This is a genomic window from Paenibacillus sp. JT31N17, assembly GCF_056269255.1.
The window spans coordinates 44,767-62,473 of the sequence record NZ_JBWDNP010000026.1; the positions used below are offsets into that span (position 1 = coordinate 44,767).

Sequence of the window (17,707 nt, forward strand, 5' to 3'; positions counted from 1 at the left end):
CTAGAGGCTCCGGCGCTGCCGCAGCACTTCGTACATCAGCACACCAGCAGCCACCGAAGCATTCAAAGAATTCAGATGCCCGTTCATCGGCAGCTTGATCAGAAAATCGCATTTTTCACGGATCAGCCTGCCGATGCCTTTGCTCTCATTGCCAATGACAAGCGCGAGCGGCATATCAAACTTTGTGGACGAGGCATACACATCCTGATGTGCGCCAACGTCCGCACCCGCAACCCAAATTCCCGCTTCTTTCAGCTTATCGATCGTTTGTGCAATATTGGTGACCCGGGAAACGGCAACGTATTCCACAGCACCCGCGGAGGTTTTCGACACTGTTGCCGTAAGCGATGCGGACCGGCGTTTGGGAATAATCACGCCATGCACTCCCGTACACTCCGCCGTCCTGAGAATCGACCCCAAATTGTGGGGATCCTCGATTTCATCAAGCAGCAGCAGAAAGGGCATTTCTCCGCTTGAACGAGCCCTCTCCAGCAGCTCATCCAGCTCAAAATAGCGGTAGGCAGCGGCTTGCGCGACAACGCCTTGATGGGTAGTGCCTTCGGCCATTTGATCAAGCTTGCGTTTATCGGCAAACTGAACGATAATTCCCGCCTTTTTCGCCTCGGCTATGATAGGCGCCGCATTTTTCTGAGATTGCTCGGCAATCCATATTTTATTGATTTCCCGCCCGGAGCGCAGCGCCTCCATGACCGGATGCTTGCCTGCAATCCATTCTTCTTGTGAATCCTGTTGCGATTCTTGCTCAGTCATCTGTTGTCCTCCTCGAATTTGCCGATCGCTGCAGCTGGTTCGTCAAAGGCAACTGCCATTAGCTCACGAAGCCGCTCTGTCTGTTTCTCATAATACAAATAGCCGACCAAACATTCCAACGCCGTCGCCTGACGGTAATCTGCAAGATTGGCATTTTTCGGGGGGGCACCCGATTTGGCGTTCCTGCCGCGGCGGACGATGTCCGCTTCCTGCTCCGTGAGCAGCGGCTGCCACCGCTCAAGAAGCGCGCACTGCGCTTTTGCAGAAACGAAGCCGGTTGCCAGGCGATGCAGATGATTCGACTTGTGATTCGGCTGTGCAATCAAATATTGTCGAACCATCATCTCAAAAACCGCGTCTCCCAAATAGGCCAGTACGACCGGATTTATTTGATCGGGCTGTTTAGCCGGGGGATGGAACCAAAGTCCCTGATTTCGATCCTCCATCATTTGCGCCGCCAGCGAATGCCCTGAGGGGTATCCTCCAGAATAATCCCTTGATCCGCCAGCAAATCGCGGATCTCATCCGCACGCTTCCAATTTTTCGCCGATCTCGCGTTCGTCCGTTCGACAATTAACGCATCAATATCCGAATCGAGCAATTCTGCAGCACCTGAAGCCGACAACAGCCCAAGAACGCGGTCAAAGGATTCAAACGCCTTGATCAGCAGCTGCAAGCCTTCAGTTGATGCAACCGGACGCTGCAAATATTGATTCGCCTCACTGACAAGCTCAAATACAGCCGTTATTGCATCCGGGGTATTAAAATCATCATCCATTTTTGCGTGAAACTCGTTCTGAATAGCCTCTATTCGGATTTGAAGCGCAGCTGCCTCTTCATCCTTCTCGCTTACCGCGATAGCCAAACGGTGATGCAGGTTGCTGTAGCAGTTGGCAATCCGCTCCACGCTGTTCTCTGCCTGCGCAAGCGTCTCATCGCTAAAGTTCAGGGGACTGCGGTAATGGGCCGACAGCATGAAATAGCGGATTGCTTCCGGTTTTACCCGGTTCAACAGCTCATTGACCGTAATTCCATTGCCGAGGGATTTCGACATTTTTTCATTATTAATGTGAATATATCCATTATGCATCCAATACCTGGCGAGCGGCTTCCCTGTGAAGGACTCAGACTGCGCAATTTCGCACTCATGATGCGGAAATTGCAAATCGTGGCCGCCGCCGTGAATATCCAGCGTATCGCCCAGATATTTGCGTGCCATTGCGGAGCATTCAATATGCCATCCCGGGCGCCCTGCTCCCCAAGGGCTTTCCCAATACACTTCTCCTGGCTTCGCCGCTTTCCACAGGACGAAGTCCTGGCCGTTCTCCTTGCGGCGGTCCACTTCGATCCGGATACCCAGTTGCAGCTCCTGCATATTTTGATGCGACAACTTCCCATAATCCTGGAATTTGCTCGTACGGAAGAAAACATCACCGCCACTTTCATAAGCGTAGCCGGTGTTGACCAAACCCTCAATTAAAGCCAATATTTCCGGAATATGATCGGTCACACGCGGATTAATGGTCGCCCTATGCACGCCCAGTCCTTCGATATTGCTGTTGAATGCATGGATAAATTTCTCCGCCACTTCCGCAACGGTCATATCGAGCTGTTCGGCCTTGCGTATCAGCTTATCATCCACATCGGTAAAATTAACGACATAATTCACCTGATATCCAACAGCTTCCAAATACCGTCTTACTACATCAAAAAAGATCACAGGCCGTGCGTTGCCGATATGAATATAATCATACACGGTCGGACCGCATACATACATTTTCACCTGCCCAGGCTCCTGGGGTATGAAGTCTTCCTTGTTTCGATGCATCGTATTATAAATTTGCAAAGTCATATTCTCGGATCTCCTCCAGCAATAGGTTGCTTTTGCCTCTCGCGCTCAAGCTCGGACCTTAAATTCTCAATTTCCTTGTGCATCTCCCGAAGCATTTCAATGACCGGGTCAGGCAGCTGGGCATGATCCAGCCGGTCCTTCACCCGCTCGCCGTTCTTCCTGACTATTCTTCCGGGAATTCCGACAACAGTACTGTTAGACGGCACCTCCCGGAGTACAACCGAATTAGCGCCAATATTTACATTATCCCCGACCTTGAACGATCCAAGCACTTTGGCCCCCGATGCGATGACTACATTATTGCCGATTGTCGGATGCCGTTTTCCTTTTTCCTTACCGGTTCCCCCAAGAGTCACACCCTGATAAATGACGACATTATCGCCAATCTCGCATGTTTCGCCAATTACGACGCCCATACCGTGGTCAATGAACAAGCGGTCTCCGATCGTTGCACCCGGATGGATTTCAATGCCCGTAAAGAAACGGCAGATTTGAGAGATCAGGCGCGCAACCGTATACCAGCGCAGCTTATACAGGCGATGGGCAATACGATGAGACCATATGGCATGCAAACCCGAATAGGTGAATACGACCTCGAATTTGCTGCGTGCTGCCGGATCATTATAAAGCACCGTATCTATATCGGATTTTATATGGCGAAACATGGTCAAGACTCCTCTCGGAAAGGCATTGCCATCAAAACTGTACCGATCGCATGAATTGGCCGTGCAACCCTGGGCATAAAGAAAAGCCCCTGCAGCCCGAGGGCTGCAGAGGCGTGTGGACGCGGTTCCACTCTGCTTGGAGATCCGTATAAAGACCCCCATCTTAAAGTCCATAACGCGGACAAATCGTCACGTTCTACCCCGCACTCTGCAAGCTAAATTCTCCTGCTGCACCTGTTACGGACAACAAAAGAAATTCCTCCCGCATGCGCGGATCGAAAGAGCGGCTCCCAGGCGCAATGCTGCATTTCAAGGAATGAACGACTCCCAGCCTATTCAAAATGGCAGACATCCTGCATTCATGTGCAGCTGTTCCAATTTGAAAGGTCGCTCTCTCTGGATTCCTCTCGGAAATGAACAATCCTGTTCCAAGCCTTTAAACCGATACAACTTGATAATTAGGTACTACAAGTATAGCGGACTGCCGATTAACTGACAAGTGCCCTTGCATTCAAGACGAGCCCGGTTATCGGCAAAAGATGAATTAATTTAACCGGAAGCGCAAACGTTTCTCCACTTTGACTTTGCCCAGCAGAGCGATTGTACGATTAAGATCCGGTCCATGGGTCTGTCCGGTCAGCGCGGCACGTATAGGCATAAACAGCTGCTTTCCTTTGAAGCCTGTAGCCTGCTGTACCGCTTTGATTGCCGCCTTGATGCCATCAGCATCCAGGGTCCCCATTGGCGCTAACTGCCCGGCGAAGCCCTGCAGCACCGCGGGGACCTGCTCCTCGGCAAGCACAAGCTTCGCTTCCTCTTCATCGTTCATTTCATCCTCAAAGAATAAGCTTGTCAGCGGAACGATATCTGCAGCGCAGTGCAGTTTATCCTGATACAGCCCAATCAGGTCGCTTGCCCATTCCCTCCCGCTCTCATCAAGAACCTCCGGGAGCCGGCCGGCATTCTGTAAATGAGGGAGACAAAGATCAACTACGCGAGTCAGCTCCGTCTTTTTCAGGTACTCATTGTTCATCCAGCTCAGTTTGGCTGTATCGAAGAAGGCCGGGCTTTTGCTCAGTCTGGCGGAATCAAAGGCTTCAATAAGCTCATCGCGTGTGAAAATCTCCTGCTCGCCCTCCGGAGACCAGCCGAGCAGTGTAATAAAGTTGAACATGGCCTCCGGCAGGTAGCCCAACTTATCATATTGCTCAATAAATTGAATAATGGATTCGTCGCGTTTGCTCAGCTTCTTGCGCTGTTCATTCACAATAAGCGTCATATGTCCGAATACTGGCGGCGTCCAGCCGAATGCCTCATAAATCAGCAGCTGCCTTGGCGTATTTGAGATATGGTCTTCTCCGCGGAGCACATGACTGATTGCCATCAGATGATCATCAAGGGCAACCGCGAAATTATAAGTGGGAATGCCGTCCTTCTTCACAATAACGAAATCGCCGATTCCATCGGATTCAAAGCTGATTTCTCCCTTTACGATGTCACTGAACGCCAAGGTTCGGCCTTCCGGAACGCGAAAGCGGATACTGGGTACACGGCCTTCCGCCTCAAATGACTGCCGCTGCTCTTCGGTTAAATCGCGATGCTTGCCGGAATAACGCGGCATTTCTCCGCGCGCTGTTTGCTCTTCCCGCTCCGCTTCCAGCTCTTCCTCCGTGCAGTAGCACTTGTAGGCCAGGCCTTTGGCAATCAAATCCTGCCAATATTCCCGGTAAATGTCGAGTCTCTCCGTCTGGCGGTAAGGCCCGTATCCACCACCGACATCCACGCTCTCGTCCCAGTCGATGCCCAGCCACTTGAGATAGGTAAGCTGACTTTCCTCGCCGCCCTCGATATTCCGTTTCAGGTCAGTATCTTCGATACGTATAATAAACTTCCCGCCCAGACTGCGTGCGAACAAATAGTTGAATAAGGCCGTTCTCGCGTTGCCGATATGCAGATGCCCTGTAGGTGATGGCGCATACCGCACCCGAATATTCTCTGACATGGTATCCAATACTCCTTCCATGATGTTCCGTTTTCAACAGATCATAGCATAATCTTGACAAGGCAGACAACTGATTGGGCAGCAATCCCTTCGCCTCGTCCGGTAAAACCAAGCTGCTCCGTTGTGGTTGCCTTCACATTTACCTGAGACAGCTCATCCGCCTCCAGGGCACGTGCAATGACTTCTACCATCTGAGGAATAAAAGACGCCATCTTGGGACGCTGCGCAATAATAGTCGAATCAATATTGCCCAATTTATAGCCGCGCTCTTTCACGAGCTGCCAGATATGCTCCAGAAGCTTCAGGCTGTCCGCGTCCTTAAAGGCTGGATCAGTATCGGGGAAATGCTTGCCGATATCACCGAGTCCAAGGGCGCCCAGTACTGCATCGCTGATTGCATGCAGCAGCACGTCGGCATCGGAATGGCCGAGCAGTCCCTTCTCATAGGGAATCGTCACTCCGCCGATAATACATGGCCGCCCTTCCACCAGTTGATGCACATCAAAGCCTTGTCCAACTCGAATCATTCCCGCTTTCCCCCTCTATTCATTTCCCTGATTGTCTTTGTTCAAATGGGCCGCAAGCAGAAATTCCGCCCATGGCAAATCGTCAGGTGTCGTAATTTTTATATTGGTGTAATCGCCTTCTGCAACTGCAACGGGTACACCAAGACGTTCTACGACCATGGCATCATCCGTTCCGACAAAGCCGTCCGCCGCCGCCCTCTCATGCGCTTCCAGAAGCAGGGAACGCCGAAAAGCCTGCGGCGTTTGTATCGCCCACAAGCTCCGGCGGTCTGGTGTCGCCACGATCACACCGGCTTCACCAACCTGCTTGATTGTATCTTTAACGGGCACAGCAAGCACAGCGGCCCCGGTTTTTACAGCTTGAGCCATACAAGAGCGTACGGCTTCGGCAGTTACCAATGGACGCACACCATCATGCACCATGACCCATTCCAATTCCTTGCTCAGCGACTGCAGTCCGGTCCGAACCGAGTGCTGACGCTCACTGCCGCCAGCCAGCACGGCCTTGACCTTAACCAGCAAGTTATCCCGTACAATCGATTCGACGCGGGCCGTATCATCAGGGCCTACAACCAGGACAACCTCGCTGACCTCATCCAACATCTCAAATCGTTCCAGCGTATGGACAATGATAGGCTTGTCCTGCAAGAGCAAATACTGCTTGCTCTCCTTCGTTCCCATCCGTGTTCCGCGTCCAGCCGCCACGACGACGACGCCCCAATTTGCCTGTCCTGCCTGCATGCCCTTCAACCGCCTCGCTATAAACTGTAAACCTCGATGCTCCCGCTTGATGGGGACATCATCCGTTTACTATCATAACGTGTTACTGCGCTTTTTCCAACAGCTTTGGCTTGGCAAAAATCATCCGGCCCGCCGAGGTTTGAAGAACGCTCGTCACGAGCACCTCCATCGTTGTTCCGATGTATTCCCGGCCGCCCTCTACCACGATCATGGTTCCATCGTCCAAATAGGCGACTCCCTGACCATGCTCCTTGCCATCCTTGATCACCTGAACCACAATTTCTTCGCCGGGAAGAACGACCGGCTTCACCGCGTTGGCCAAATCATTAATATTAAGTACAGAAACACCTTGAAGCTCGCATACCTTGTTCAGGTTAAAATCATTCGTGACCACCTTGCCATGAAGCACCTTGGCGAGCTTGACCAATTTGCTGTCCACTTCTCCCTCTTCCATGTCCCCTTCATAAATAAGGACTCTCACATCCAGTTCCTTCTGAATTTTATTCAGAATGTCGAGTCCGCGTCGACCGCGGTTTCGTTTGAGCAGATCCGAGGAATCGGCAATATGCTGCAGCTCTTCAAGCACAAACTCTGGAATTACGAGTGTCCCTTCAATAAATCCGGTTTTGCAAATATCGGCGATTCGGCCGTCGATAATGACACTTGTATCCAAAATTTTATGCTCTTCATAGCTGCTGTCATCTTCGCCATTGTTACTTTTGCCGCGTTCCATAATCAAACTCATCCGTTCGGTCAGTTCCTCCCGTTTGCTGAGCCCGATCCGCATACCCGCGTAACCGAGCACCAGCATGGCTGCTATGGGAATGAATTGCCCGGCGCCCGTCAATCCGGCCACTGCAGGATATAGCAGCGCCGACAGTCCCAGACCGATCATAAGCCCCAATACCCCGGAAAACAGATCCCCGGTGGGCATCGAGGATATACGGTCAGCTCCCTGCTGAATCCACCGGATCAGCGGTACTGCAAGCATCGAGGCCAGCACCAAGCCGCACAAAGCTCCAATACCGACATTCATATAATAGCTGCCGGACCGCTGCATCATCCCGTAGGAAGACTCCGTCCACAGTGTCCCTATATTCATCCAGCTGTGCATCTGAGCGCCCAGGACCCCGCCAAAACATAAACCAAACAATTGAATCATTCGTTTCATCATAATTCCACCTCCTTTACAATTATGTTCCAATTTCTCGGAGGTTAATCGTAGGGAAGGATGAAAGTATTAGAAATTATTAACCTTGGTCGATAAAGCAGACAAATTACGCAAATCGGTTTTGAATTACTGGCGGTCGAAGCTTATAATAAGAGGAGCACTGCCAATCCCGAAACGAGGTGGAATCGATGAGCGCCCCAACATTGGATCAATTTCAGCAACAAGTGTCTGAACTGCTTTTGCGTCATCGCAGTTTGCTTGATGTTTTATCGAAATACGGCCAATCCGGTGCCTCCGTTAATCGAGCTGTTGCTAAATCGGTGACGGAATGCGGTTGTATCGAGTTAAATGCTAAAAGGCAAGAATACACAGATGAAATCAATTTGGAACAAGCCAAAAACACTCTTCATTACCACGTCAGCGGTGAATTGTGCGAGCATTGCAGAGATGCCATTAAAGGCGAACTTGGCCGGAACCTGTTCTATATGTCAGCCATGTGCAATCTCCTCGACATTCAGCTTGACGATGTAGTTGCCCAGGAATCTGACAAGTGCTCGACATTAGGACTCTTCAACCTGACCTAAAGTAATCGCATCGCAGAGCAGCGAACAGGATCATATAAAAACAAACCGCCTGACTCATCCTTTGCGGGATGAGCAGGCGGTTTGTTTTTACAGGCAGCTCTAAGCACCATGCTCAGTAGGTATGATCTCTTCAAGCAATTCGGCTTGTTTCCGGCGCTTGCGATTTCGCCCTGAAAAAGGGAGACGCCGGTCAACGTTTTTTTTTAGGCCATACAGCGCGTAAAGAACCAAAGGTATAAAGAGGATCTTGGACAACTGGTTATGAAACAGGATGCCCAGAACAACCGTGACGACAATGATGATAGGGACGACCCAAATCGCACTTTTGGGAATGCCCATTTTTTTGAAGCTGGGGTATTTAATCGTACTCACCATGAGAAAGGAAAGCACCAGCGTGCTTCCCATCAATACTGCAACCGATATATCCTTGTGAAACAGCGCGAGTGTTGCAAGCACGCCTCCTGCCGCCGGAATGGGCAATCCGATAAAATATCCGGGCATGCTGGATATGACATTAAATCTGGCCAACCGCAGAGCACCGCATATGGGAAACAGCGCGGTAATAATCCACGCGGCCGCCGAGCTCAGCTCCTGGAAGGCTACACTATACATAATAAAAGCCGGAGCAACGCCGAACGAGATCACATCCGAAAGGGAATCCAGCTCCTTGCCGAATTCACTTTGTGCATTCAGGGCGCGGGCCACCCGGCCATCCACGCCATCCATCAGCATCGCAATGATAACCATCATCGCAGCGATTTCCGGTTTTGAATTTTCTGGAAAAACGAGAATAATGGCGACGATACCCAAAAATAAATTCGCCACCGTAAAAAGACTCGGTATCGACTTCGTGATCATTTTGTTCCACCTCATCTTTACTATGCCCCAAAACCATTTTTTACAGTTATTAGCGATTTACATGGTTATCCACATTCTAACATTGTATGTGATTTAAATATGTCTGTCAATGAACATCTGTTCCTGAATCCGCTTCAGCCCTTCTTTAATCGCGCGCGCCCGCACTTCCCCAATGCCATCCACGGAGTCCAATTCCTCAATAGTGGCCATCAAAATATGGGGCAGCCGCTCGAAACGGTCCACCAGATTATTCATAATAACGGTAGGCAGGCGCGGGATACGGCTGAGCAGCCTATAGCCCCGAGGGGCTATCATTTCTTCAGAGGCCACACTGGTACCCGTGTATCCCAGCAGTTTAATAATTGAACTATTATCAAACAATTCCTCTGAATTCAATTTATGGATGCCTGCGCGAATTTCCCGAATCTTGTCCTCATGGGGATTTTTCGCATAATCCTTTATTAAAAACCAGGCTTCTTCCTCAACGCCGCCAACCAATTCTTCCATCTGCATGCTGATAAGCCGGCCTTCTGTCCCCAGCTCATTGACGTATCGTTTAATCTCCATCTTCACACGAATGAGCATCTCCATCCGTTTGACGACATGAGCCACCTCATGCAGCGTAACCAATTCTTCAAACTCAAGAGCTGATAAATTCGTAAACGCCTGATTGAGCACCGTTTTATATTTTTCCAGCGTTTGTATGGCTTGGTTCGCCTTGGTCAGAATAACGCCCATCTCTTTGAGCGAATAGCGAAGCTGACCCTGATACAAAGTAATAATATTGCGCCTTTGCGAAATGGAAACCACCAGCTTGCCGGTCTGCTTCGCGACCCGTTCGGCCGTCCGGTGCCGGATTCCCGTCTCAACCGATGAAATGGAACTGTTGGGAATCAGCTGAGTATTGGCATACAAAACCCGCTTGCGGTCCTCACTCAAAATAATGGCGCCGTCCATTTTGGCAAGCTCATACAGATAATAAGGGGAGAAGTCGCAATTGATCGAAAATCCGCCATCAACGACCTCCATAACCTCAGGACTGTATCCGACAACGATCAGCGCGCCCGTTTTTGCCCGCAGCACATTGTCCAGTCCTTCCCGAAAAGCCGTGCCTGGTGCGACCATTTGCAGCAGTTGATTCATAACTTCTAGTTGATTCGGCTCCTTCATCATCTTCCCCCTCTTATCCGAGTGCTGCCGAGAGGGCTTCTGCCACTGTCTCGACCCCAATTATTTCGATGCCCGCAGGCGGACTCCAGCCTTTCAAGCTTTTCGTTGGCATAATCACACGTTTAAAGCCAAGCTTATGCGCTTCCTTGACCCGCTGCTCTGCACGCGAAACGGCCCGAACTTCTCCAGTCAAGCCAATTTCACCAAAAACAACGTCGAATGGCCTTGTCGGCGCATCGCGAAAGCTTGATGCAATGCTTACCGCTGCTGCCAAATCAACAGCGGGTTCGTCCAGCTTAACGCCGCCCGCCACATTCAAATAGGCATCCTGCGTCTGCAAAAACATACCCATCCGTTTTTCCAATACGGCAATGATGAGCGACATCCGATTGTGGTCTATACCGGTTGACATCCGCCTTGGCGAAGGGAAATTCGTTGTCGCTACAAGTGCCTGGAGCTCCACCAATACTGGACGCGTTCCCTCCATACTGGCCACTACGGTCGAACCCGATACGCCAAGCGGACGTTCCGAGAGAAAGAGTTCAGACGGGTTGCTGACTTCACGCAAACCCAGCTCTCCCATTTCGAATATCCCGATTTCATTGGTGGATCCGAACCGATTCTTGACTGCCCGGAGCAGCCGGTAGGAATGATGCCGTTCTCCTTCAAAATAAAGGACACAATCCACCATATGCTCAAGCAATCGGGGTCCAGCAATCGCTCCCTCCTTTGTAACGTGCCCGACAAGGACAGTGGCGATTCCCTTCACTTTGGCCACGCGCATGAAATGAGCTGTGCATTCACGAACCTGGGAAACACTGCCGGGTGCCGAAGAGACACTGGGATCATATACCGTCTGGATGGAGTCGATGACGAGAAAATCCGGCTCCAGCGACTCGATCGCATCGCTGATCTGATCCATATTCGTCTCGCAGAGCACATAAAGCTTTTCGGTAAGCGCCCCCAGGCGATCGGCCCTCAGCCTTGTTTGCCTGACCGATTCCTCTCCGGAAATATAAAGGACCGTAAGACCCTGGGAGGCTAACGCATGGGAGGTTTGCAGCAGCAGCGTCGATTTCCCGATGCCGGGATCCCCGCCAACGAGAATGAGCGATCCGGGAACAACCCCGCCGCCAAGCACACGATTGAGCTCCAGGAGGGTCGTTTCAATTCTGGGCTCCTGCTCATTATCTATGTGTATGATGGATTGCGGCTTTTCTTTCGTCTGAATAAGTCTGGAACCCATTCCAGGCGTCTTGACTACAGCTTCCTTTTCTTCAACCATCGTATTCCATTCCCCGCAGCCAGGGCATTTCCCCAGCCATTTGGGCGATTCCGTTCCACATTCCGTACAAGCGAATTTTATTTTAAGTTTTGCCATGAGCGGCTCCTTATACATATTACTTATCATTCAAAGTTTACCATTTCTAGAGCATGGGATAAACCCTTAAGCGCGCTGTCCAAATAAAAGTTTCCCGCTCAGCCATACACCACCGGGCGGGAAACAGATGATTATCGATGAAGTTGAGAATTACGGTATTTATTGCTCGTTGGGTGTACGTGTAACAAGTACATTATGAATCGTCATTTTCGATCCCAGCATGACACTTTCGCCCTGCGGCGAAGCTTGGTGGGCTTGTCCTTGACTGCCGCGTTGGACCTGCTGCTCCTGCCCGCCGCTCTGCGGGTGCTGACCTTGGGATTGGCTTTGCGGTTGCCCACCCGGGCTGCCAGCGCGCTTGGCGTGGGCTTGACGGAAGGAATCGCTGTTCACCCAACTCTCAAATGAAGGCTTGTCTGCCCAATGGGTACATACCTTTAATTCGTCATGTTCTTCCAAGTCTTCTGTGAAGAGAACTTCCATTCGAATAAATCCGGGGGTTAATTCAACACCTTTGGAATTTTGAAAACGCTGCGCCACTTCTTCTCCATGGCCTTTTTTTACTTTTATCGTATTCACAACAACGATCATTATTATTACCTCCTCGGGGGTTTAGCGAACATTCAACTATGGCAAATGACAACTCACTCTAATCATACGCTGATTTGCTGGCTGTAGCAAAAAAACCTTGCCCCTGACTGGCGTTCGCTAAGGAAGCGAATAGCCTTCAGAGGCAAGGTTTTAGAAATTAATTGGCTTACTTAGTCGCTGGCTCTCCAGCTGCCGGTGCTGATGGCGAAACCGTCAGCGCACCGTCTTTCTCATCGATCGTAAGCGTATCGCCTTTGTTGATATTACCTGTCAACAGATCTTCAGAAAGCCGGTCTTCAATATGCTTCTGAATCGCACGACGCAGCGGACGGGCGCCGTACTGCGGATCGTAGCCTTCCTTAGCCAGGAATGCTTTGGCCGAATCTGTAAGCGTGAAGTCTACTTCCTGCTCACGAAGCCGTTTGCGCAGCTCCTCAGACATTAAGGTAACGATTTGGGCAATATGCTCTTCTCCAAGCGAATGGAATACAATCGTTTCATCAATCCGGTTAAGGAACTCTGGTCGGAAGCTTTTTTTCAATTCCGCGAGTACTTTTTCTTTCATGATATTAAAGTCACGGCCTGCATCCTGTGCGGCTGTAAATCCAAGCGACGTGTTGCGCTTGATTTGATCCGCACCGACGTTCGAGGTCATGATAATCAGCGTATTGCGGAAATCGACGACACGGCCTTTGGAGTCCGTTAAACGGCCATCCTCCAGCACCTGCAGCAGGATGTTAAAGACATCCGGATGCGCCTTCTCGATCTCATCAAGCAGTACAACCGAATAAGGCTTGCGGCGTACTTTCTCGGTGAGCTGGCCGCCTTCCTCGTAGCCGACATACCCTGGAGGCGCGCCGACCAGGCGTGAGGTCGAATGCTTCTCCATATATTCCGACATATCAATACGGATAACAGCATTCTCGTCACCGAACATTGCTTCCGCCAGTGCGCGGGCAAGCTCGGTTTTACCGACACCGGTAGGTCCGAGGAAGATAAATGATCCCATTGGACGCTTCGGATCCTTCAGGCCGGCACGGGCACGGCGCATTGCGCGGGATACCGCTTTGACGGCTTCATCCTGACCGATTACACGGTCATGAAGAATATCTTCCATTTTGAGCAGCCGCTGCGTTTCTTCCTCAGCCAGCTTACTCACCGGAATTCCCGTCCAGCTGGCAACCACCTGGGCGATATCCTCCGGTGTAACTTCCGAATCCGTACGGCCTTGTTTTTCTTTCCATTGATTCTTGGTCACATCAAGCTCTTCGCGAATTTTCTGTTCCGTATCACGAAGGGCAGCAGCCTTCTCAAATTCCTGGCTTTGAACCGCCGAGTCTTTTTCCTTGCGGATATCCTCAAGACGATTTTCCAGCTGTTTCAAATTAGGCGGTACCGTATATGATTTAAGGCGTACTTTGGAGCTGGCCTCATCAATCAGATCAATCGCTTTATCCGGCAGGAAACGGTCCGTAATATAACGGTCCGAAAGCTTAACCGCCTGCTCGATCGCTTCATCCGTTATTTTCACACGGTGATGGGCTTCATAACGGTCGCGCAATCCATGAAGGATAAGAACAGCTTCCTCCGGCGAAGGCTGATCAACGGTAATCGGCTGAAAGCGGCGTTCCAACGCGGCATCTTTCTCAATATACTTGCGATATTCATCCAGCGTCGTGGCGCCGATGCATTGCAGCTCGCCACGTGCCAGAGCTGGTTTCAAAATATTCGAAGCGTCAATCGCACCTTCTGCACCGCCTGCACCAATAAGCGTGTGAAGCTCATCAATAAACAATACGATGTTTCCGGCTTGGCGAATTTCGTCCATAATTTTTTTCAGACGGTCTTCAAATTCACCGCGATATTTGGTTCCGGCAACAACAGAGCCCATATCAAGCGTCATAACGCGTTTGTCACGCAGCGTCTCCGGAATTTCACCCGCGATAATTTTCTGAGCCAGCCCTTCGGCAATGGCTGTTTTACCTACGCCAGGTTCGCCGATGAGAACAGGATTGTTTTTGGTTCTGCGGCTGAGCACTTGAATGACGCGCTCAATCTCTTTGCCCCGCCCAATAACAGGATCCAGATTGTTATCTTTGGCATAAGCGGTCAAATCGCGGGCAAGGCCATCCAGCGTCGGTGTACTTACATTAGCCGGTGCGCCATGGTTGCTCGAGACCGCTTCGCTGCTGCCCAGGAGCTGCAGGACCTGCTGCCTGGCTTTGTTCAGGCTGATACCCAAATTATTAAGTACGCGGGCGGCAACGCCTTCCCCTTCGCGGATCAGGCCGAGCAGAATATGCTCTGTTCCTACATAGGTATGACCCAGCTTACGCGCTTCATCCATCGAAAGTTCGATTACTTTCTTAGCTCGCGGCGTATACGCAATGTTGGTCGGCTGCTCTTGTCCGCGGCCGATAAGCGTCTCGACTTCATCCTGGATTTTTTCCAGGCTCAGACCAAGTCCGATAAGGGCTTTGGCAGCAATGCCTTCCCCTTCACGATTAAGCCCAAGTAAAATATGCTCTGTTCCAATATTGTTGTGACCCAGACGAACTGCTTCTTCTTGTGCAAGTGCAAGCACCTTCTGCGCACGTTCCGTGAATCTGCCAAACATCATGTTTACACACCCCCATGATCGGATTTACTTTGTTGTAATTGCTGACGTATAAGCTCTGCCCGCCTGATATCCCGCTGCTCGGTATTCATCTTTTCATTAAACACCTGCTGCAGAAAACCCGGCTGCATTAAAACCATCATTTCATTCATTACAAGCGGCGATACCCCTTTAATCAGACCAAGATCGATTCCCAGCCGGACATCGGATAAACGCTGGCCAGCTTCTTTGGAATCCATTATGGTCGCATGTGACAAAATTCCGTAGGAACGGTAAATCCGATCCTCCAGCCGTATCTGCGACTCCTCCAGCATACGCTGACGCGCCGCCTTTTCGTGCTCAATAATTTGTTTGGCTACGCTGTGCAAATTATCGATGATCTCTTCCTCGGATTGTCCCAGCGTAATCTGATTGGATACCTGAAATAAATTGCCTAACGCTTCACTGCCTTCTCCGTAAATTCCCCGCACTGCCAGCCCTACTTGAGTAATTGCCGTCAAAATACGGTTGATCTGATGCGTCATGACAAGCGCAGGCAAATGCATCATGACCGAAGAACGAATACCTGTACCGACATTCGTCGGACAACTGGTCAAATAACCACGGCGTTCATCAAAGGCGTAATCGGTTGCTTCTTCAAAAATATCGTCAATGCGGTTAGCCAAGCTCCAGGCTTCTTTTATTTGAAAACCGGGATATAAGCATTGGATCCGCAGATGATCCTCTTCATTCACCATGATACTGACGGATTCGTTCTCACTTAATATAAGTGCCCCGCAGCGTGACTCATTCGCAAGGTTCGGACTTATGAGATGCTTCTCAACGAGCACTCTGCGTTCAAGCTCGCTCAGCTCGGAGAGCTCAATCGTCTCAAACCGGTCAATCTCACCCAGCTCGGGAGAAGATCCCATAGCGGTGAGATTCTCCATAACCTCCTGCGCCTGTTCGTTTGTGGCGAGCATCGGGAAAGGATGACTCCGTAAATTACGGGCGATCCGAACTCGACTGCTGATAACAATATCTGAATCAGGCCCAGCTTCTCTCATCCATTCACTTAAGGCTTCCTGTACAAAAGATCGCTCCGACAAAAACGGTTCCTCCTTCCACGCTTAGCCTAAACATCTGTAACCTTACCTTCCAGTTCACGAATCTGGTCGCGGATTTTAGCTGCGTTCTCAAACTCCTCACATTCTATTCGCTGCTGCAGATCGGCCCGAAGGTCCTCAATTTCACGCTTGAGCTGAATTTGTCCGCCCGTGCGTTTCGGAATCTTGCCGACATGCGATGAGTTGCCGTGAACACGCTTGAGAATCGGATCCAGCTTGCTGCCAAAAGTCGTGTAGCATTCGCTGCAGCCGAACCGCCCCATCTTGCTGAACTGTGTATAGGTAAGACCACATGTTTCACAGCGTAATTGCTGCGGCCTTGCACCAAAGGCGTTTACCCCGCTTGCAGGTTCAAAGTCGAGCAGTCCGGATAACAAACTGTGAATGGAGAAACCGTTGGATACACCCGGCAACCCTTCTCCTTTTTCACGTGCGCAGGATTCGCAAATATGAAATTCCGTTTTTTCCCCATTTACAATTTTCGTAAAATGAAGTGAAGCCGGTTTATTACCGCATTCCTGACAAAGCATTCCGTACTATCCCTCCTCCTGCAAGGTTAAAGAAAAATCGCATCCATGGTTCTCATTCTCCCATTAAGGTTAAGCAAGTTCAAGCTGGCCTTATAGGAGTGAAGCAGTACTCATCGGGATTTGACGAGCAATGTAATCAACATCGCTTTCAGGAGCCTCGCCCTTATTTCATCCCGCAAGGGAAGCTTTACGGCGATCGCTTCACGGGAGATTGCAGCCCTCAGCAGATTGCCTTCCCGCTTGGAAACAAGCTGCGCTTCTTCCAGCTGATAAATAAGCCCCTCGGCCGCTCCTTGATCAACTTGATCGCCAATGGTCTGGGCAATATGCCCTTGTATGACCGTTAACGTCGGCAGCTCAATGCGTTGAATACGGATATATCCGCCCCCACCGCGCTTACTTTCAACAAAGTAGCCCTTCTCCAGTGTAAACCGGGTGCTGATTACGTAATTAATTTGTGAAGGAACGCAGGAAAAGCGATCCGCCAAATCATTACGCTGCAATTCAACCGCACCATCGGAGCTCTCCTGCAGCATATGCTTCAAATACTGCTCAATGAGATCGGAAATGTTGCGCATTTCACCAACCTCCCTAAAATGCAACCAACAACAGCTAAGCAGTCAAGCAGCATCAAAATCATTCAATATTCTAATTAATTGACTTTGACTTTCTTTGACTTTAACTTTATTATACGCATTTTTTTTAAAACGTCAAGCCGGTATCATGGTTTTCTGATCTGCTATTAGCTTGGGCGTATCTGCCGCTTTTATACGTCAGAATGTTCATTACTTGATACCGGACAAGGCAAAAGATCTTGCGGCTTGAAGGGAGGCTGTTCTATTCATTACCTTTTCTGGGCAGCTGCCGAAACATTTGCTCAAAAGGGCTTACGTTGAACCAACCCTTTTATACAATTAAAATTAAATAAACCAAATAATTAAAGATCTAAAATATCGGTATCCTTTTCTTGCTATTTTGATGCACTCTTCAATTTGACGATCACGGTTAAAAATTTTCATCTTATATGGAGAACAAGTCAGCAAACAACAAAAAACCGACCGCAGAACTGCGGTCGGCTTCTCGTGCTTGGCAACGTCCTACTCTCCCAGGACCCTGCGGTCCAAGTACCATCGGCGCTGAA

At 50.2% G+C, this 17,707-nt stretch carries 17 protein-coding genes; 1 reads left to right on the top strand and 16 read right to left on the bottom strand.

Annotation, left to right across the window (positions count from 1 at the left end; all coding sequences use genetic code 11):
• The 8 genes from rlmB to AC0YOB_RS37100 form a co-directional block, all read right to left on the bottom strand.
• Entirely contained in the window at nt 1–771 is a 771-nt protein-coding gene (rlmB, locus tag AC0YOB_RS37065; protein WP_475797022.1) for a 23S rRNA (guanosine(2251)-2'-O)-methyltransferase RlmB, read from the bottom strand.
• Nucleotides 768–1,217: a Mini-ribonuclease 3 gene (locus AC0YOB_RS37070; protein ID WP_475797029.1), complete on the bottom strand. Its 450-nt coding sequence runs from the start codon at nt 1,215–1,217 to the stop codon at nt 768–770. Before AC0YOB_RS37070 ends, rlmB begins: the two co-directional genes overlap by 4 nt.
• The gene (gene cysS / locus AC0YOB_RS37075; RefSeq protein WP_475797023.1) at nt 1,217–2,623 is read right to left on the bottom strand and encodes a cysteine--tRNA ligase; all 1,407 of its coding nucleotides are present in this window, start codon (nt 2,621–2,623) and stop codon (nt 1,217–1,219) included. Before cysS ends, AC0YOB_RS37070 begins: the two co-directional genes overlap by 1 nt.
• Nucleotides 2,620–3,288 carry a serine O-acetyltransferase gene (gene cysE / locus AC0YOB_RS37080; protein ID WP_475790671.1) on the bottom strand — a complete coding sequence of 223 codons (669 nt, stop codon included), beginning with the start codon at nt 3,286–3,288 and terminating at the stop codon, nt 2,620–2,622. Before cysE ends, cysS begins: the two co-directional genes overlap by 4 nt.
• 544 nt (nt 3,289–3,832) lie before the next feature.
• A complete protein-coding gene (gltX, locus tag AC0YOB_RS37085) occupies nt 3,833–5,290 on the bottom strand; it encodes a glutamate--tRNA ligase (protein WP_475797024.1) in 1,458 nt (485 codons plus the stop codon).
• A 41-nt stretch (nt 5,291–5,331) separates the two neighbouring features.
• Entirely contained in the window at nt 5,332–5,817 is a 486-nt protein-coding gene (gene ispF, locus AC0YOB_RS37090) for a 2-C-methyl-D-erythritol 2,4-cyclodiphosphate synthase (protein ID WP_475797025.1), read from the bottom strand.
• A 15-nt stretch (nt 5,818–5,832) separates the two neighbouring features.
• On the bottom strand, nt 5,833–6,558 hold the full coding sequence (gene ispD / locus AC0YOB_RS37095) for a 2-C-methyl-D-erythritol 4-phosphate cytidylyltransferase (RefSeq protein ID WP_475797026.1): 726 nt from the start codon (nt 6,556–6,558) through the stop codon (nt 5,833–5,835).
• An 82-nt stretch (nt 6,559–6,640) separates the two neighbouring features.
• Nucleotides 6,641–7,732, bottom strand: a complete 1,092-nt coding sequence (locus AC0YOB_RS37100) for a PIN/TRAM domain-containing protein (RefSeq protein ID WP_475790675.1) — start codon at nt 7,730–7,732, stop codon at nt 6,641–6,643.
• Nucleotides 7,733–7,917: 185 nt separating this feature from the next.
• Between AC0YOB_RS37100 and AC0YOB_RS37105 the strand changes: the two genes are divergently transcribed.
• Nucleotides 7,918–8,313, top strand: coding sequence for a nucleoside triphosphate pyrophosphohydrolase family protein (locus AC0YOB_RS37105; protein ID WP_210046695.1), 396 nt, complete (start codon nt 7,918–7,920; stop codon nt 8,311–8,313).
• A gap of 99 nt (nt 8,314–8,412) precedes the next feature.
• Here the strand turns inward: AC0YOB_RS37105 and pssA are convergent, their stop codons facing one another.
• The 8 genes from pssA to AC0YOB_RS37145 all read right to left on the bottom strand — a co-directional run bounded on the left by pssA (nt 8,413) and on the right by AC0YOB_RS37145 (nt 17,144).
• On the bottom strand, nt 8,413–9,171 hold the full coding sequence (gene pssA, locus AC0YOB_RS37110; protein WP_475797030.1) for a CDP-diacylglycerol--serine O-phosphatidyltransferase: 759 nt from the start codon (nt 9,169–9,171) through the stop codon (nt 8,413–8,415).
• A 93-nt stretch (nt 9,172–9,264) separates the two neighbouring features.
• The gene (disA, locus tag AC0YOB_RS37115; protein WP_210046707.1) at nt 9,265–10,341 is read right to left on the bottom strand and encodes a DNA integrity scanning diadenylate cyclase DisA; all 1,077 of its coding nucleotides are present in this window, start codon (nt 10,339–10,341) and stop codon (nt 9,265–9,267) included.
• Between the two features lie 13 nt (nt 10,342–10,354).
• Nucleotides 10,355–11,722, bottom strand: a complete 1,368-nt coding sequence (radA, locus tag AC0YOB_RS37120; RefSeq protein ID WP_475797027.1) for a DNA repair protein RadA — start codon at nt 11,720–11,722, stop codon at nt 10,355–10,357.
• A gap of 159 nt (nt 11,723–11,881) precedes the next feature.
• Nucleotides 11,882–12,313 (bottom strand): antibiotic biosynthesis monooxygenase, encoded by a 432-nt coding sequence (locus AC0YOB_RS37125; protein WP_475797028.1) that lies wholly within the window; start codon nt 12,311–12,313, stop codon nt 11,882–11,884.
• 166 nt (nt 12,314–12,479) lie between these two features.
• Nucleotides 12,480–14,933, bottom strand: a complete 2,454-nt coding sequence (locus AC0YOB_RS37130; RefSeq protein ID WP_210046698.1) for an ATP-dependent Clp protease ATP-binding subunit — start codon at nt 14,931–14,933, stop codon at nt 12,480–12,482.
• Nucleotides 14,934–14,935: 2 nt separating this feature from the next.
• Complete coding sequence (locus tag AC0YOB_RS37135; RefSeq protein WP_475797031.1) at nt 14,936–15,976, bottom strand: protein arginine kinase; 1,041 nt, start codon at nt 15,974–15,976, stop codon at nt 14,936–14,938.
• A gap of 68 nt (nt 15,977–16,044) precedes the next feature.
• Nucleotides 16,045–16,566: a UvrB/UvrC motif-containing protein gene (locus AC0YOB_RS37140; RefSeq protein ID WP_210046700.1), complete on the bottom strand. Its 522-nt coding sequence runs from the start codon at nt 16,564–16,566 to the stop codon at nt 16,045–16,047.
• A 110-nt stretch (nt 16,567–16,676) separates the two neighbouring features.
• The gene (locus tag AC0YOB_RS37145) at nt 16,677–17,144 is read right to left on the bottom strand and encodes a CtsR family transcriptional regulator (protein WP_210046701.1); all 468 of its coding nucleotides are present in this window, start codon (nt 17,142–17,144) and stop codon (nt 16,677–16,679) included.
• Nucleotides 17,145–17,707 lie beyond the last annotated feature (563 nt).

Bases quoted from the DNA above. Each gene is read 5' to 3' on its own strand.
- rlmB (WP_475797022.1), bottom strand. From the start codon at position 771: ATGACTGAGCAAGAATCGCAACAGGATTCACAAGAAGAATGGATTGCA.
- AC0YOB_RS37070 (WP_475797029.1), bottom strand. From the start codon at position 1,217: ATGGAGGATCGAAATCAGGGACTTTGGTTCCATCCCCCGGCTAAACAG.
- cysS (WP_475797023.1), bottom strand. From the start codon at position 2,623: ATGACTTTGCAAATTTATAATACGATGCATCGAAACAAGGAAGACTTC.
- cysE (WP_475790671.1), bottom strand. From the start codon at position 3,288: ATGTTTCGCCATATAAAATCCGATATAGATACGGTGCTTTATAATGAT.
- gltX (WP_475797024.1), bottom strand. From the start codon at position 5,290: ATGTCAGAGAATATTCGGGTGCGGTATGCGCCATCACCTACAGGGCAT.
- ispF (WP_475797025.1), bottom strand. From the start codon at position 5,817: ATGATTCGAGTTGGACAAGGCTTTGATGTGCATCAACTGGTGGAAGGG.
- ispD (WP_475797026.1), bottom strand. From the start codon at position 6,558: ATGCAGGCAGGACAGGCAAATTGGGGCGTCGTCGTCGTGGCGGCTGGA.
- AC0YOB_RS37100 (WP_475790675.1), bottom strand. From the start codon at position 7,732: ATGATGAAACGAATGATTCAATTGTTTGGTTTATGTTTTGGCGGGGTC.
- AC0YOB_RS37105 (WP_210046695.1), top strand. From the start codon at position 7,918: ATGAGCGCCCCAACATTGGATCAATTTCAGCAACAAGTGTCTGAACTG.
- pssA (WP_475797030.1), bottom strand. From the start codon at position 9,171: ATGATCACGAAGTCGATACCGAGTCTTTTTACGGTGGCGAATTTATTT.
- disA (WP_210046707.1), bottom strand. From the start codon at position 10,341: ATGAAGGAGCCGAATCAACTAGAAGTTATGAATCAACTGCTGCAAATG.
- radA (WP_475797027.1), bottom strand. From the start codon at position 11,722: ATGGCAAAACTTAAAATAAAATTCGCTTGTACGGAATGTGGAACGGAA.
- AC0YOB_RS37125 (WP_475797028.1), bottom strand. From the start codon at position 12,313: ATGATCGTTGTTGTGAATACGATAAAAGTAAAAAAAGGCCATGGAGAA.
- AC0YOB_RS37130 (WP_210046698.1), bottom strand. From the start codon at position 14,933: ATGATGTTTGGCAGATTCACGGAACGTGCGCAGAAGGTGCTTGCACTT.
- AC0YOB_RS37135 (WP_475797031.1), bottom strand. From the start codon at position 15,976: ATGAGAGAAGCTGGGCCTGATTCAGATATTGTTATCAGCAGTCGAGTT.
- AC0YOB_RS37140 (WP_210046700.1), bottom strand. From the start codon at position 16,566: ATGCTTTGTCAGGAATGCGGTAATAAACCGGCTTCACTTCATTTTACG.
- AC0YOB_RS37145 (WP_210046701.1), bottom strand. From the start codon at position 17,144: ATGCGCAACATTTCCGATCTCATTGAGCAGTATTTGAAGCATATGCTG.